Source organism: Arthrobacter wenxiniae, from assembly GCF_013376105.1.
Taxonomy (GTDB): Bacteria; Actinomycetota; Actinomycetes; order Actinomycetales; family Micrococcaceae; genus Specibacter; species Specibacter wenxiniae.
On sequence record NZ_JAAMFM010000032.1, the window covers coordinates 19879 to 34045 of the forward strand.

At 70.9% G+C, this 14167-nt stretch carries 14 protein-coding genes; 8 read left to right on the plus strand and 6 right to left on the minus strand.

Features of this window, described 5'->3' with window-relative positions:
- The first annotated feature begins 6 nt into the window (after positions 1-6).
- The 6 genes from G6034_RS16380 (at position 7) to G6034_RS16405 (ending at position 4510) form a co-directional block, all read left to right on the plus strand.
- Complete coding sequence (locus tag G6034_RS16380) at positions 7-726, plus strand: DedA family protein (protein WP_176636183.1); 720 nt, start codon at positions 7-9, stop codon at positions 724-726.
- Positions 713-1384, plus strand: a complete 672-nt coding sequence (locus G6034_RS16385; RefSeq protein WP_176636184.1) for a response regulator transcription factor — start codon at positions 713-715, stop codon at positions 1382-1384. Before G6034_RS16380 ends, G6034_RS16385 begins: the two co-directional genes overlap by 14 nt.
- Complete coding sequence (locus tag G6034_RS16390) at positions 1381-2376, plus strand: sensor histidine kinase (RefSeq protein WP_343038118.1); 996 nt, start codon at positions 1381-1383, stop codon at positions 2374-2376. The genes G6034_RS16385 and G6034_RS16390 overlap by 4 nt, the downstream gene beginning before the upstream one ends.
- A gap of 134 nt (positions 2377-2510) precedes the next feature.
- Positions 2511-3767: an APC family permease gene (locus G6034_RS16395; RefSeq protein ID WP_176636185.1), complete on the plus strand. Its 1257-nt coding sequence runs from the start codon at positions 2511-2513 to the stop codon at positions 3765-3767.
- A gap of 106 nt (positions 3768-3873) precedes the next feature.
- Positions 3874-4242, plus strand: coding sequence for a DinB family protein (locus tag G6034_RS16400; protein ID WP_176636186.1), 369 nt, complete (start codon positions 3874-3876; stop codon positions 4240-4242).
- A 58-nt stretch (positions 4243-4300) separates the two neighbouring features.
- Positions 4301-4510: a hypothetical protein gene (locus G6034_RS16405; protein ID WP_176636187.1), complete on the plus strand. Its 210-nt coding sequence runs from the start codon at positions 4301-4303 to the stop codon at positions 4508-4510.
- Here G6034_RS16405 and tsaD read toward each other — a convergent pair.
- Genes tsaD through alr form a run of 5 tightly spaced genes read right to left on the minus strand, consistent with a single transcriptional unit; the run spans position 4500 to position 8630 of the window.
- On the minus strand, positions 4500-5591 hold the full coding sequence (tsaD, locus tag G6034_RS16410; RefSeq protein WP_176636188.1) for a tRNA (adenosine(37)-N6)-threonylcarbamoyltransferase complex transferase subunit TsaD: 1092 nt from the start codon (positions 5589-5591) through the stop codon (positions 4500-4502). The two genes, G6034_RS16405 and tsaD, sit on opposite strands and share 11 nt — an antisense overlap.
- The gene (locus tag G6034_RS16415; protein WP_176636207.1) at positions 5588-6079 is read right to left on the minus strand and encodes a GNAT family N-acetyltransferase; all 492 of its coding nucleotides are present in this window, start codon (positions 6077-6079) and stop codon (positions 5588-5590) included. The genes tsaD and G6034_RS16415 overlap by 4 nt, the downstream gene beginning before the upstream one ends.
- A 56-nt stretch (positions 6080-6135) precedes the next feature.
- Positions 6136-6846, minus strand: coding sequence for a tRNA (adenosine(37)-N6)-threonylcarbamoyltransferase complex dimerization subunit type 1 TsaB (gene tsaB, locus G6034_RS16420; RefSeq protein ID WP_176636189.1), 711 nt, complete (start codon positions 6844-6846; stop codon positions 6136-6138).
- Positions 6847-6855: 9 nt separating this feature from the next.
- Positions 6856-7449: a tRNA (adenosine(37)-N6)-threonylcarbamoyltransferase complex ATPase subunit type 1 TsaE gene (gene tsaE, locus G6034_RS16425; protein ID WP_176636190.1), complete on the minus strand. Its 594-nt coding sequence runs from the start codon at positions 7447-7449 to the stop codon at positions 6856-6858.
- Positions 7449-8630 carry an alanine racemase gene (gene alr / locus G6034_RS16430; protein WP_176636191.1) on the minus strand — a complete coding sequence of 394 codons (1182 nt, stop codon included), beginning with the start codon at positions 8628-8630 and terminating at the stop codon, positions 7449-7451. Before alr ends, tsaE begins: the two co-directional genes overlap by 1 nt.
- 134 nt (positions 8631-8764) lie before the next feature.
- On the opposite strand from alr, the gene G6034_RS16435 reads away from it, so the two are divergent.
- Positions 8765-10081, plus strand: coding sequence for a glycosyltransferase (locus G6034_RS16435; RefSeq protein WP_176636192.1), 1317 nt, complete (start codon positions 8765-8767; stop codon positions 10079-10081).
- Positions 10082-10232: 151 nt separating this feature from the next.
- Entirely contained in the window at positions 10233-13403 is a 3171-nt protein-coding gene (locus tag G6034_RS16440; RefSeq protein ID WP_343038119.1) for a S8 family serine peptidase, read from the plus strand.
- A gap of 141 nt (positions 13404-13544) precedes the next feature.
- Here the strand turns inward: G6034_RS16440 and G6034_RS20345 are convergent, their stop codons facing one another.
- Complete coding sequence (locus G6034_RS20345) at positions 13545-14123, minus strand: hypothetical protein (protein ID WP_343038120.1); 579 nt, start codon at positions 14121-14123, stop codon at positions 13545-13547.
- Positions 14124-14167: the final 44 nt, after the last annotated feature.

Here is a 14167-nt window from a genome sequence, read left to right on the forward strand (position 1 = left end):
CGCACCATGAACCTGTTAGCCGACGCGCTCCCCGCCGCCATTGCCCCCGCCGGGCTGACCTCGGTCCTGGACCCGGCCGCCCTCCTGCAGGGGCTTGGACCGGCCACCCTCGCCGTGGTCGCCCTGCTCGTCTTCATTGAATCCGGCGTGCTGTTCCCGTTCCTGCCCGGCGATTCCCTGCTCTTCACGGCCGGGCTGCTGCACCAGCAGCTGAACCTGGCGCTGCCCGTGCTGATCGGCGTGGTGGCCGTGGCCGCCATTGCCGGCGACCAGGTCGGCTACCTGATCGGGCGGAAATTTGGCCGCCGCTGGTTCAAGGACGACGCCCGCGTCCTGAAGACCAGGTACCTCGTGGAGACTGAGGTCTTCTTCGCCAAGCGCGGCGGCTGGGCCATCGTGCTGGCCCGGTTTGTCCCCGTGGTGCGCACCTACGCACCGCTCGTGGCGGGCATCGCCAACTACAACCACAAAAAGTTCACCCTGTGGAACGTGAGCGGGGCAGTCGGCTGGGCAACGACCGTCGTCCTTCTGGGCACCTGGCTGGGGCACTTTGAGGTGATCGCCAAGAACATCGACGTCATCGCCGTCCTCATGGTGCTCGTGTCCATCATTCCCGGCATCATCAGCGTGCTGCGCTCGCGCCGGGCGGCGCGCCATGCGGTCCCCGAGGCGCACGAGGCATCCCGGGTCCCTGCGGGCGACAATGGAAGGCATGCACACCAATGAGCGCCCCCGCCTCCTGCTCGTGGAGGACGATCCCGTCCTGGGACCGTTGACCGCGCAGCTGCTGGCCGGCGACTACGACGTGGAGCTCGCCGTGGACGGGCAGTCGGGGCTGCACCTGGGCCTGAGCCGGGAATGGGCCGTCATGGTGGTGGACCGCGGGCTGCCCGTGATGGACGGCGTCGAAATGATCCGCGCCCTGCGCCGGGCGGGGAATGCCACCCCGGCCCTCATCCTGACCGCCCTGGGCAGCACGGGGGAGAAAATTGAAGGGCTCGACGCCGGGGCCAACGACTACATGACCAAGCCGTTCGACGCCGGCGAGCTGCGCGCCAGGCTGCGGGCCATCACCCGGCGCTTTGAGGCCGCCCCCGCCCAGCTGGCCATTGGCGACTGGACGCTGGAGCCGGCGGGCCGGCTCCTGCGTTCCCTGTACGGGGACCACGTTGAGCTCACGGCCAAGGAAACCGAACTGCTTGCGATGCTCGCCGGCGAACCGGGGCGCATCTTCACCCGCCCCGAACTCGTGGCCGCGCTGTTCCACCCGCAGGACTCGCCCGGCGTCATCGACACCTACGTGCACTACCTGCGCAAGAAGGTCTCCAAGTCCGTGATCCGCACGGTGCATGGCGCCGGCTACCAGATTGGGGACGGCTCGTGACATCGCGTGGGGCCGGCCCCGCGGCCACCAGCCACGATGACCTGCAGCTGCGGCGCGCCGCCCTCACGGTGGGCCTGCGCATCGCCGTGGCCTCCGCCGTCATGGTGATCGCCGTGATCGTCGCCGCGGCCATCTACATGCTCTACCTCTCCCACCATCCGGACCTTTCGGCGCAGGATCCCCGCTCGGCCCGGGTGTATGTCGAATCGAACGACATGCTCAAGGCCATGGCCGTCGCCGGCCTGGCGGGGATCGTGGCCGCCGGGGCCATCGGCTGGCTCAGCGCCCGCAGCGCCATCCGGCCGCTGGGCCGGGCCCTGGACCTGCAGCGCCGGTTCGTCCAGGACGCCAGCCATGAGCTGCGCACGCCGCTGGCCATCCTGGACGCCCGGGTCCAGCTGGCCCAGCAAAAGGTGGCCGGCGGCGCCGAGGTGTCGGGTCTGCTGGCCCAGGTCCGACGCGACACGGCAGGCCTGACCGCCACGGTGCAGGAACTGCTGCTGGCGGCCACCGGTGATCCCGACTACCCCGCAGCGGAGGCCGTGGACGTGGCCGCCGTTGTTCGCGCCGTCACGGACGAGCTCCAGGACATGGCCGCCAGCCGCGGCGTCCGGCTCGAGTTCGTGCACGCGGGCGCGCCCCGGGCGCGCATCCAGCCGAACAGCCTGCGCCGCGCGGTTTTGGGGCTGGTGGACAATGCCCTGGCCCACACCCCCGAAGGCGGGCTGATCACCGTCACGGCGGCGGAGCGCGGCCGGGAGGCGTCGGTCACCGTGGCGGACACCGGCGCCGGCATCTCCGGGATCGACCAGGACCGCGTCTTCGACAGGTTCGCGCGCACCACCGAACCCTCCCCTGGCAGCCGGCGCAGCTACGGCCTGGGCCTGGCCCTGGTCCGCGAGATCGCCGTGGCTGCCGGGGGCCGCGTGGAGATCAGCAGCACCGGGCCCGACGGCACGACCATGGAGCTGGCCTTCCCCGCTGCCGGGTAGCGGCACCGCAGGCGGCCGCGGCCCGGCGAGGCGCAGCCATGCTGCCGCCGGCGCCCGCCCGTTCAGGCATTGTTCACCCGGAACGGCTAGTCTCACTTGGAGCACGTCCGCCCACCTGTGAAAGGCCGCACGCAATGAACAGCCTCCCGCCGCTGGCCCGCCGCCTGGGCACGGGCGACGCCGTCGTGATCGGGCTCGGATCCATGATCGGCGCCGGCGTGTTTGCCGCGTTTTCGCCCGCGGCCCAGGCGGCGGGCTCCGGCCTGCTCATCGGGCTGGGGGTTGCCGCCGTGGTGGCCTATTGCAATGCAACGTCCTCGGCCCAGCTGGCCGCGGCCTACCCCGAATCCGGGGGCACCTACGTGTACGGGCGGAAACAGCTCGGCGAATGGCCGGGATTCCTGGCGGGCTGGGGGTTCGTGGTGGGCAAGACCGCCAGCAGCGCCGCCATGGCCATGACGTTCGCCGCCTACGCCGCGCCGCCGGGGTGGGAGCGCCCGGTGGCGATTGCCGCCGTCGTGCTTCTGGTCGCCGTCAACTACCGCGGCGTGACGCGCACGGCCGCGCTGGCCCGGATCATTGTGGGGGCAGTCCTCGCGGCGCTGGCTGTGTCCGTGGCGGCGGTGTGGGCGGGTGGACCGGCCGGCGGAACGGCGGGACCGTGGGGCGGGGGCGTCCTTTCGCACGGCTGGTACGGCATCCTGCAGTCGGCCGGCCTGCTGTTCTTCGCCTTCGCCGGCTACGCCAGGATCGCCACGCTGGGGGAGGAGGTCAAGGACCCGCGCCGGACCATTCCGCGGGCCATTCTCGCGGCCCTGGCGATCGCCGCGGTGGTCTATGCCGCGGTCGCCGTCACCGTCCTGGCCGCCCTGGGGCCCGACGCCGTCGCCTCCACCCCCGCGCCCCTCGCCGGGGCGGTGGCCGCCGGCGGGTGGTCTTGGGCCGTTCCGGTGGTCAGGGTCGGCGCGGCCCTGGCGTCGCTGGGCGCGCTGCTGGCCCTCATCGCGGGGCTGGGGCGGACGTCGCTGGCCATGGCCCGCGAGGGCGACCTGCCCCGATGGCTCGCCGCCGTGCACCCCACGTACCGGGTGCCGCACCGCGCGGAACTGGCCGTGGGCGCCGCCGTGTGCGTGATCATTGCCTTCGCGGACCTGCGCGGGGCCATCGGGTTTTCCTCCTTCGGCGTGCTGCTCTACTACCTGGTGGCCAACCTCTCGGCGCTGACCCAGCGGGGCGCGGACCGCCGCTACCCCCGGTTCCTGCAGGTTCTGGGGGCCGCCGCCTGCGTGGTGCTGGTGGCGACGCTGCCGCCCGGGGCCGTGCTCGCGGGGCTGGCCATGTTCGCCATCGGGTTCGGCTACCGGGCCGCCAGGCTCCGCCGGCGTTCCTGAAACCGCAGCCGGGCCACCAGGCGGGGGATGTCGGGGCTGCGTGAGTCACCGGAGTCCTTTTGGACCGACGAGCGGGACCACCTGGCGGCAGACGCCGCCAGGCTTGTTGCGCCGCGTCACAACCCCGCGCCTCCCAGGGAGAAATTCCAGGACCATTGACAAGTCCCTCCTCTTCCCCGTTGACGCCGCCGACTGGGCCGACGTGGACATGGGCTTCGCGGAGTTCCCGGCAACCACGGTGGCCAACATCCTGAACCTGGAGTTCCTGGTCCACCCCTGGGACTTCGCCACGGCCACCGGCCGCACCCTGAAAGCCTCCCCCGTCCTCGCCGGCTACGTCCCGGGCCTGGCCCGGGCTACGATCCAGCCCGCCATGCGCGGCAAGAGCGTCGCCGGGGAGATCCTCGTGGAGGAGTCCGCGGAGAGCCTCGAGCGCCTGATTGCCTTCACGGGCCGCCAGGTGTCCAACGCCTGATCACCCTGTTGGCCGGGAATCCGCCATGGTCGACGCCACACAAAAAGCACCACGAGGAATGAAGGCAGGCACCACGGGCATGTTCAGCTACATCCACAACGGTCCGGCCACCCCCATGGACCAGTTGACCGAGGAGCAGTCGGCTGCGGAAATGGCCAAGTGGGGCGCCTGGACGCGCGAGGTCGGCGCGGCCATGCTGCCCCGGCGCAACACCACCGTCAAGTGCCCGTTCGTGCGTCAGGGTGGACCGTTCGGCGCTACAGGCTGATGCTGCCCACCGGCATCGAGGAGTCCGGTGCGAAGGCGAGGTCGCTGGGGGCCACGCCGTTCATGACCAGCTGTGCCCCGAGGGCGGCCACCATGGCGCCGTTGTCGGTGCACAGCGACATCCTGGGCACCAGCAGCGTGATGCCGGCGGCCCCGCACCGCTGCTGCGCCAGCTGCCGAAGCCGCGAATTGGCCGCGACGCCCCCGCCCAGCAGGAGCGTGGTGATGTGGTTTTCCCGGCATGCCAGCACGGCCTTGGCCGTGATGACGTCCAGCACCGCCTCCTGGAACGACGCCGCGACGTCGGCCACCGGGACGGCCTCGCCGCGGGCCTCGTACCCCTCGACGCAGCGGGCCACGGCGGTCTTCAGGCCGGAGAAGGAAAAGTCGTAGCGGTGCGGTCCGGGGGCCTCGGCCGTGCCCATGTACTTGGGCACGGTCAGCCCGCGCGGGAAGCGGATCGCCTTGGCGTCGCCCTCCCGGGCAAGCCTGTCGATGGCGGGCCCGCCCGGGTAGGCCAGGCCGAGCAACCTGGCCACCTTGTCAAAGGCCTCGCCGGCGGCGTCGTCGATCGTGGCGCCCAGCAGTTCCACGTCCGCCGCGATGTTGCGCACGCGCAGGATCTCGGTGTGGCCGCCGGAGACCAGCAGCGCGCCCAGGTTTTCCGGCAGTTCCCCGGCCGTGGCGGCCGCGGCAATTGATGCATCAAGCAGCCCCACGCCCACGTGCGCCACCAGGTGGTTGATGGCGTACAGCGGCTTGCCCGTGGCCAGGGCCAGCGCCTTGGCGGCGCTCACGCCCACCATGAGGGCGCCGGCCAGGCCGGGCCCGCTGGTCACCGCGATCGCGTCGACGTCGTCCAGGGCAACGCCCGCCTCGGCGAGCGCCTGCTCCAGCGTGGGCACAAACGCGTCCAGGTGGGCCCGGGAGGCGATCTCAGGAATGACGCCGCCAAAGCGCACATGCTCCTCCATGGACGAGGACACCGTGTTGGTGAGCAGCTCGATGCCGCGGACCAGCCCCACCCCGGTTTCGTCGCAGGAGGACTCGATCCCCAGGATCAGTGGGTTGGCCTGGTTCATGAGGGGTCCTTCGTGTCCGGTTCCGGGTCTGCGGCGCCGGCCAGCGTCAGGCGCATGACGAGCCCGTCCGAGCCGTCCCGGTAGTAGCGGCGGCGTGTGTGGATGTGCTCAAAGCCGAAGCGCCGGTAGAGGTCCTGCGCCCGGGGGTTGGTGGAGCTGACCTCGAGCAGCATGTCCAGGGCCCCGCGCCGCCGCGCTTCCCCAATGAGCTCCACCATCATGGCCCGGGCAATGCCGCGGCCCTCGAATTCGGGCAGCACGCCGATGGTTTGGATGTCGGCGACGGGCGGCACACACATGAGCCCCGCATAGCCCACGATTGTTGTCCCGCCGTCCCCGCCGCCGGGCGCGGCCGGCGCCTCGGCGACAATGTACCTCCGCGTCTTGGGAGCGGCCAGCTCGTCCATGAACAGCTGGCGCGGCCAGCAGTCCACGCCGAAAAGCCGGGCATCCATGTCGGTGACGGGGCCGACGTCGGACTCCACCATGTCCCTCAGCGCCGCCGGGCGCTTGGGTGCCTGGGCGGCGATCGCATCCGGGCGGTTCACAGCAGGGCCCGTTTCCGGGGCCCCGGCACCTTGGCGTCCGATTCGCGCAGGTAGAGCGGCGCGGTCCCGGGCAGCTCCAGGCCCTGCTGGATCTTGCGGGCGGCCATGTGCCCCAGCGACACGGCGGTGGGCTGCAGCCCGGCCGCGGCGTCATCCACCGTGCAGCCGTTTGCCCGAAGGCCCGCGGCATACAGGCCGGCACCGGCACCGTGGACGGGCACGTCCCGGATGGTATCCGCGGGGCCCACCACGGGGCCCTTGAGGAGTCCGCCGGTCTCCGAGTAGCGCGCCCAGTAGACTTCCCTGCGCCGCGCATCGGTTGCCACCACAAAATCGCCGCCCTCCGGGAGGGCTTGCCCGGCCTCCCGGAGGGAGAGCACGTCCCATGCGAGCGCTTCCAGGCTCATGAGCCCGTGCAGCGGCACCTTCCAGGCGAAGGCGAGCGTGCGTGCCATGGCGATGCCGGAGCGCAGCCCAGTGAACGGTCCGGGGCCCACGCCCACCACAATCGCGTCCAGCTCGGGCCCCTGCGCGGCGGGGTCCGAAAACAGGGACCGGACGCCCGGCGCCAACACCTCGGCATGGCTGCGGGTGTCGGCCGTGGCAAACTCGGCCTCCACGCGGGCTGGCGCGGCGGGGTCGGCCGCATCGAAGGAAAGCAGGGCTGCGCTGGCCACGGCGGACGTGTCAATGGTGAGGATTCGCACGGGTCCAGCCTATTCCACGGGGTCTTGGCGAGACGCCGGGTCTTGGCGAGAAGCGGGAGCGCCGGGGCCGGCGAGCCCACTGAAGTCGACGCCCTCCCACCGCGGGCCGACGGCGGTCAGGCGCAGCGTGCGTGGCTCGTCGCCGTCGTCCCCGTCTTCCGCGCCGCCGTCGTCCCCGTCTTCCGCGCCGCCGGCGCCCGCTGCCCGGTCAAGCTCAATTTCGAGCCAGCTGGCGGAGAGGTGCTCCACGCGGCCGGCGCCCCACTCCACCACGGTGACGGCCGTGTCCATGGTGTTTTCCAGGTCGATGTCGTCAATTTCAGCCTCGGAGCCCAGCCGGTACGCGTCCACGTGGACCAGGTCCGGGCCGCCCGGGCGGGGACCGTCGGGCAGGTTCGGGTGGATGCGGACCAGGACAAAGGTGGGCGAGATGATGCCGTCGCGCACGCCCAGGCTGCGGCCCAGCCCCTGCGTGAAGGTGGTCTTGCCGGCACCGAGCCCGCCGCTGAGAATGACGAGGTCCCCCGGCCCGAGCAGCGACGCAAGATTTTCGGCGATCCGCTGTGTCGCCTCCGCGGTGGCGGTGGAGAACTCCCACGGCATCAGGCGCCGCCCACATACGTCCGGGGGACGCGCTGGCTGATGCGCGTCACCACCTCGTAGTTGACCGTCCCGGCGGCGTCCGCCCACTGCTCAACGAGAGGGCCGCCGTCGGACCCGTCGCCAAAGAGGACGGCCGCGGCGCCCAGCGCCGAGCCGGGCGCGCCGGCGTCGCCTGCATCGTGGGGGCCCAGGTCGATGACCATCTGGTCCATGGCGATCCGCCCCACCACGGGGTAGGTCACGCCGTTGACGCGGACGGGGCCGCCGCTGGCGATGCGCGGGATGCCGTCCGCGTAGCCCAGCGGGATCAGCCCCAGGGTGGTGGGCCGGTCGGTGACGAAGTTCAGCCCATAGGAGACCCCCTGGCCGGCCGGGACGTCCTTGCACAGGGCCACCTGGGTTTGCAGCGTCATGGCCGGGATGAGGCCAAGCTGGGCGGAGTTGAGGTCCTCGAACGGGGAGAGGCCGTAGATGCCCAAGCCGGTGCGGACCATGTCAAAGTGGGTGTCCGGCCTGGACAGCGTCGCCGGGGTGTTGGCCAGGTGGCGGACCTCCAGATCCGCGCCGGCGTCCTCGGCGAGGGCCACCGCCTCGCGGAACACCTGGATTTGGGCATCCGTTTCGGGGCGGTGCGGCTCGTCGGCCACCGCCAGGTGGCTGAAGACGCCCACCACGCGCAGCAGGCCCTCGTCCTGGCAGGCAATGGCGTCGGAGACCAGGGCGTCCCATCCGGCCATCGGGCAGCCGTTGCGGCCCAGGCCCGTGTCAATTTTCAGGTGGACGCGGGCCGGCCGTTCCTCGGCACGGGCGGCGGCGGCAATGTGCTCCAGCTCCCAGCCGGAGCAGCCCAGGTCGATCCCGGCGGCGACGGCGGCAGCGAAGTCGGTGGACGGCGTGTGCAGCCAGGCGAGCAGCGGCGCCTCAATGCCCGCTGCGCGGAGCTGCAGGGCCTCGCTGACGTGGGCCGTGCCCAGCCAGTCGGCGCCGGCTGCCAGGGCGGTGCGCGCCACCGGCAGCATGCCGTGCCCGTAGGCGTCGGCCTTCACCACGGCCATGAGCTTGGCCGGCGCCGCAATGGAGCGCAGCTGTGCCACGTTGTGGGCGATGGCGGAGAGGTTGATGACGGCTTCCCGCTCCGGGACGTTTCCGTGGACGGGAAGGGGTTCAACGGTGGCTTTCACACCCTCATTTTAGGCCTTCCCGGTACCGTCCCCGCGCCGGCCGGCGGCTGGCGCCGCCGCGGGACGGCGATTCGGGGCGGGCGGTGGGAAGATAATAACTGACATGTTGATGGATCGGCAGGAAGGATGCGCCAGTGCACCAGGTCCGCCGCGTCGCCATGCTGTCCCTCCACACCTCCCCCCTGGACCAGCCGGGCGGGGGCGACGCCGGCGGCATGAACGTCTACGTCCGCCAGCTGGCCCTGGAACTGGCGGCGGCGGGGATCATCGTTGACATTTACACCCGCCGCAGCTGCGCCGAACAGCCGGACACGGTGGCCCTGGCCCCCGCCGTCAATGTCCACCACGTGACGGCCGGGCCGTTCGGCAAGGTGTCCAAGGAGTCCCTGCCGGCGCTGATCCCCCAGATGGCCGACGCCGTCTCGGCCCACATTGCCTCCCTCACCTCCCAGCCGTCCCCGGCCGGGCCGGCCGGCCGGCACCCGCACGCTGCGCGCGCGGGCGCACCGGAGCCGGTCCCGGTGAACGTGGTCCATTCGCACTACTGGGTCTCCGGCATGTCCGGCATCCTGGTGGCCAGGGACATGGACCTGCCGCTGGTCCACACCATGCACACCATGGCACGGGTGAAGAACAATCACCTGCCTCCGGGCCAATCCGCGGAACCGGGCATTCGCGAGGAAGGCGAACAGCAGATCGTGGGGGCCGCCACGCGGCTCATTGCCAACACCACCGCCGAGGCCGCCGAGCTGGAGGCCCACTACGACGGCTGCGAACAGCGCATCGACGTGGTCTCCCCGGGGGTGGACCTGAAGGTCTTCAAGCCGGCGTTCCGGGACCGTTCGCGGCAGCTGCACGGCATTGGCCAAAACGACTTCCATGTGATGTTCGCCGGGCGCCTGCAGCGCTTGAAGGGACCGCATGTGCTGGTCAAGGCGGCCAGCCTGCTGCGCGCCGAACGCCCCGACATCCCGCTACGGATGACGTTCCTCGGCGCCCGCAGTGGCCACGACAAGTATGACCTTGCCCAGCTCCTTGACGAGGCCGGGCTGGGCGGCATGGCCTCCGTGCTGCCGCCGGTCAGCGCGGCGGACCTGGCGGACTGGTACCGCAGCGCCGACCTCGTGGCGGTGCCGTCCTCCAGCGAGTCGTTCGGGCTGGTGGCGCTCGAGGCCCAGGCTTGCGGCACCGCCGTCGTCGCAACGAATGTCGGGGGGCTGCCGCGGGCCGTCAGCGACGGCCGCACCGGACTTCTGGTGGAGGGGCGCTCCCCCAGGCTCTGGGCCGAGGCCATCGCCTCGCTCCACGACTTCCCGCAGACCCGCAGCGACATGGGGCGCGCCGCGTCAGTCTTCGCCGAATCCTTCGGATGGGAAAACACGGCCGCCCAGACCATGGCCAGTTACGACCTCTCGCTGACCTATCAATATGCGACCCCACCCGGCTGTTGACAAATAAGCGTGTCCCCTATCACAAACTATTTCGAGCCTGTACGGTGTGACAGGTAACCGCAATGAATTGACAACATTGTCATTTCTGATGCCATGTCAATCGCGCCGGCCAGGACGCCGGACGGTTCCCGTCGAAAGGTTCGCATCACTCGTGAAGCATCTGGGGAGATCTCTGTTCACCAAGCCAGGATTCAGGAGGGCCGCGGCACTTTCCGCCGGCCTCCCGCTGCTCCTGGCCTCCGTGGGGGCGCTGCCGGCCACCGCCGGACCATCGCCGTCCACGGCATCCACCGTCCAGGCCAAAAGCCTTGACCCGCTCAACTACCAGGCCGGGCGCTACATTGTGGTCCTGGCCGAAAAGCCCGCCGCCACCTACGACGGAGGCGTGACCGGGCTGCCCGCGACCAAGCCGGCCAAGGGGCGCAAGCTTGACGCCAACAAGCCCGAGGTGACGAAGTACCGGGCACACCTGCGGGGCAAGCAGGCCGCCGTGGCCAAGTCGGAAAACGTCAGGATCAACCGGCAATACACCACCGCCCTCAACGGCTTCTCGGCAACCCTTTCCGCGGACCAGGCCCTCAGCCTGGCCAAGGACCCGGGCGTGCTGATGGTTGCCCCCGACACCGAAAACGCCCCCGACTACTCGACCACCGACTTCCTGGGCCTGAGCGGCGCGAACGGCACCTGGAACACGGCCTTTGGCGGCCAGGAAAAGGCCGGCAAGGGCGTGGTGGTCGGCGTGATCGACTCGGGGTACACGCCGTCGAGCGCGTTCTTCGCCGGGGAGGCGGTCAAGCCCCTGACGGGTGAGCCGCAGGTGGGCGTCCCCTACCGCACCCCCGACGGCAAGATCGCCATGCTGAAGGCCGACGGCGAGACTTTCGTTGGCGACTGCCAGCCGGGTGTGGGCACCGGCGCCGCCTTTGACGGCTCCGCCTGCAACTCCAAGGTCCTGAGCGCCCGCTACTACGCGGACGACTTCCTGAAGTACGTGGCACCTGAACACCGGGCACCGCAGGAACTGCTTTCCCCCGTCGATGTGGGCAGCCACGGCACCCACACCGCCAGCACCGCGGCAGGCAACCCCAACATCCACGCCACCATCGGCGCCAGGGACATGGGCACCACCAGTGGAATTGCCCCGGCAGCGAAGCTGTCCATCTACAAGATCTGCTGGGAGGACGACGACCCCAGCACGGGCGGCTGCTACACCTCCGCGTCCGTGGCCGCGATCGACCAGGCCATCCTGGACGGCGTCGACGTGCTCAACTACTCCATCTCCGGCAGCACGTCCACCACCACGGACCCGGTGGCGCTGTCCTTCCTGTCCGCCGCCTCCGCCGGCGTCTTTGTTGCGGCGTCCGCCGGAAACTCGGGCCCCACGGCCGGCACGGTCAACCACGGCGCCCCGTGGCTGACCACGGTGGCGGCCACCACGTTCAGCTCCGAACTGCAGGGAACCGCTGAATTCTCCGACGGCACCAAGTTCCGCGGCGCCAGCATGATGGACCATGAGGTCCCGGCCAGCCACGTGGTCCTCGCCGCGGACGCGGCGGCGGCCGGCGCCGCAACACCGCAACTGTGCGGGCCCAACTCGCTGGACGCCGCCAGGGCCACCGGCAAGGTGGTGGTCTGTGACCGCGGAGTCTTTGACCGGGTCGCCAAGAGTGCCGAAGTGAAGCGTGCCGGAGGCGTCGGCATGATCCTTGTCAACATCACCCCCGGTTCCGAGGACCTGGACCTCCACTCGGTGCCCACCGTCCACGTGAACCCGCCGGCCAGTCAGGCGATCAAGGACAAGGTCAAGGCCAACCCGGACATCCTGGTGGCACTGGCCAACACGGACACCACGGGCCTGCCCGTTGAGCCGCAGCCGCAGATGGCCGGCTTCTCCTCCAGGGGGCCGCTCACGGCCACGGACTCCGACCTGCTCAAGCCCGACGTCGCCGCGCCGGGCGTGGGCGTACTGGCCGGCGTCTCGCCCATCGGTTCCGGCGGCGACCAGTTCGGCATGATGTCGGGGACGTCCATGGCGTCCCCGCACGTCGCCGGCTTTGGCGCCCTCATCCTCTCCCAGCACCCCACGTGGTCCCCCGCCACGGTCAAGTCGGCCCTGATGACCACCGCCACCGACGTGGTGAATGCCGACGGCACCAGGAACACCGACGTCTTCGCCACGGGCGCCGGCCAGGTGGCAGTTGCCAAGGTGCTTGACCCGGGCCTGGTCTACGACGCCGGCACCAACGACTACCTGCGGTTCATCCAGGGAACCGGCCTGGACCTGGGCATTGCGGGGCTGGGGAGCACCGCCGCCCGGGACATGAACCTGGCCTCGTTTGCGGTGGGCAGCCTGGCCGGCAAGGTCACCGTCACCCGCACCGTCACGGCGCTGACCCCGGGCCTGTACCGGGCCACCGCCAACGTGCCCGGCGTGGACGTCAAGGTCACCCCGTCGGTGCTGAACTTTGCCAAGGCGGGCCAGCAGCGCACCTTCAAGGTCACCTTTGAAAACGCCACGGCACCGCTGGGCGCGTTCGCCATGGGAAGCCTGGTGTGGGAGGGCGCCGGCAAGACCGTCGCTTCCCCCGTCGCCGTCCGGCCGCTGCCCGTCATCGTGGCCAAGGAGGCGTCGTTCACATCCAAGGGTGGGAGCGGCACCGGGAAGATCCCGGTGGTGTCCGGCTCCGATTCGCCCATCGCGGTGGCGCTGGACGGCCTGTCCAAGGCTGATTCCTCGGCCATCTCCCTGGTGCCGGGGCCGCTGGCGGTGACGACGGACAAGTCGAACTTCCTCAAGACCGTCACGGTCCCGGCCGGGGCCAAGCTGGCGAAGTTCTCCGTCATCTCCTCGGACCCGACGGCGGATTACGACATGGTGGTCTTCAACCCCGCCGGGTCCTACTACGACGTCCGTACCGGCTCCTCCAGCGAAACCCTGTCGCTGGCCAGCCCGGCGCCCGGCACGTACACGATTCTCGCGAACCTGTACTCGAGCACGGGCGGGACGGCCGTGAAGGCCACCGTTGACGCGGCCGTGCTCGGCGCCAACGCGGGCAACGCGACGGTCACACCCAACCCCCTGAGGCTGGCCAACGGAAAGTCGGGTTCGGTCGTCCTCAACTGGACCGGCCTGGAAACCGGCTCCTACATTGGGCGCGTCTCGTTCGGTGGCGCCGGGACCGAGACGTTCGTTTCGGTCATCGTCTCGCCGGACGGCACCGCGGTGGCACCGGGCGGCGTCAAGTCAACCGGCAAGCCGAAGAAAAAGGACCAGCCGCTGGTGCTGCCGGGCCGGGCCGTCCACCCGGACTTGAAGCTCTAGGCGTCAGGCGGCAACCACCCCCTGTGTGCCGGAAGCTGCACCGCCATCGGTCATAAAAGGCCGTTGTGCGGGCAGTTTCTGGCACACGGTCCTTTAACCGGCGGTTCGGGCGTGCAGCTGCGGGCCGTCACCTGCTGACGCCTATGTTGCGCCGGTGCCGCCGGCGACGGCGCCAAACAAGGGCGCGAGGGCCTGCCAGCGGGCTGTCTCACAGCTGTCGGTCCGCTTGAACGTCGCCGCCACCGGGCGTCCCTGGAATACGCCGGAAACCGCCGCAACCTGCGGGCCGCTGTAGACGTCGCTGCACATCCGGGGCGGGCCCGGAACGGGGAAGAAGATGCTGCTGCCGTAGCGTTCCAGCGCGGCCATCGCGGCCGCCGGGTCCGGAACCGTCGAACCGGGCCCGGGCACCGGGCCCGTCGCAACCAGGCGGTACTTCAGCGCCTGCGCGCCCGGGGAAGGTGTCACGGTGATGGACAGCTCCGTCCGGGCGCTGGAAGGTGTTGGGGCCGTTGACGGTTCCGGGCCGCCCGGCTGGACGGGACTGCTGCTGGACGGGGCCGTGCCTGCTCCCTCGGACGGTGGCGCTGGGTTGCTGGTGGGGCGCCGCTGCGCCTGGCCCGCCGTGCCCTGGCCCGCCGGCGCCGGCGGCACGGGCGCACACGCCGACACCGCCACCAGCAAGGCGGCGCAGGCGGCAGCGGCGGCGCCGTGCGCCACAGAGGCCCCTAACCGTCCCAGCTGCACCGCCTCCTTGCATTGCT

Excerpts from the sequence above, each read along its gene's own strand:
- G6034_RS16380 (WP_176636183.1), top strand. The coding sequence starts at position 7 with ATGAACCTGTTAGCCGACGCGCTCCCCGCCGCCATTGCCCCCGCCGGG.
- G6034_RS16385 (WP_176636184.1), top strand. The coding sequence starts at position 713 with ATGCACACCAATGAGCGCCCCCGCCTCCTGCTCGTGGAGGACGATCCC.
- G6034_RS16395 (WP_176636185.1), top strand. The coding sequence starts at position 2,511 with ATGAACAGCCTCCCGCCGCTGGCCCGCCGCCTGGGCACGGGCGACGCC.
- G6034_RS16405 (WP_176636187.1), top strand. The coding sequence starts at position 4,301 with ATGAAGGCAGGCACCACGGGCATGTTCAGCTACATCCACAACGGTCCG.
- tsaD (WP_176636188.1), bottom strand. The coding sequence starts at position 5,591 with ATGAACCAGGCCAACCCACTGATCCTGGGGATCGAGTCCTCCTGCGAC.
- G6034_RS16415 (WP_176636207.1), bottom strand. The coding sequence starts at position 6,079 with ATGGTGGAGTCCGACGTCGGCCCCGTCACCGACATGGATGCCCGGCTT.
- tsaE (WP_176636190.1), bottom strand. The coding sequence starts at position 7,449 with ATGCCGTGGGAGTTCTCCACCGCCACCGCGGAGGCGACACAGCGGATC.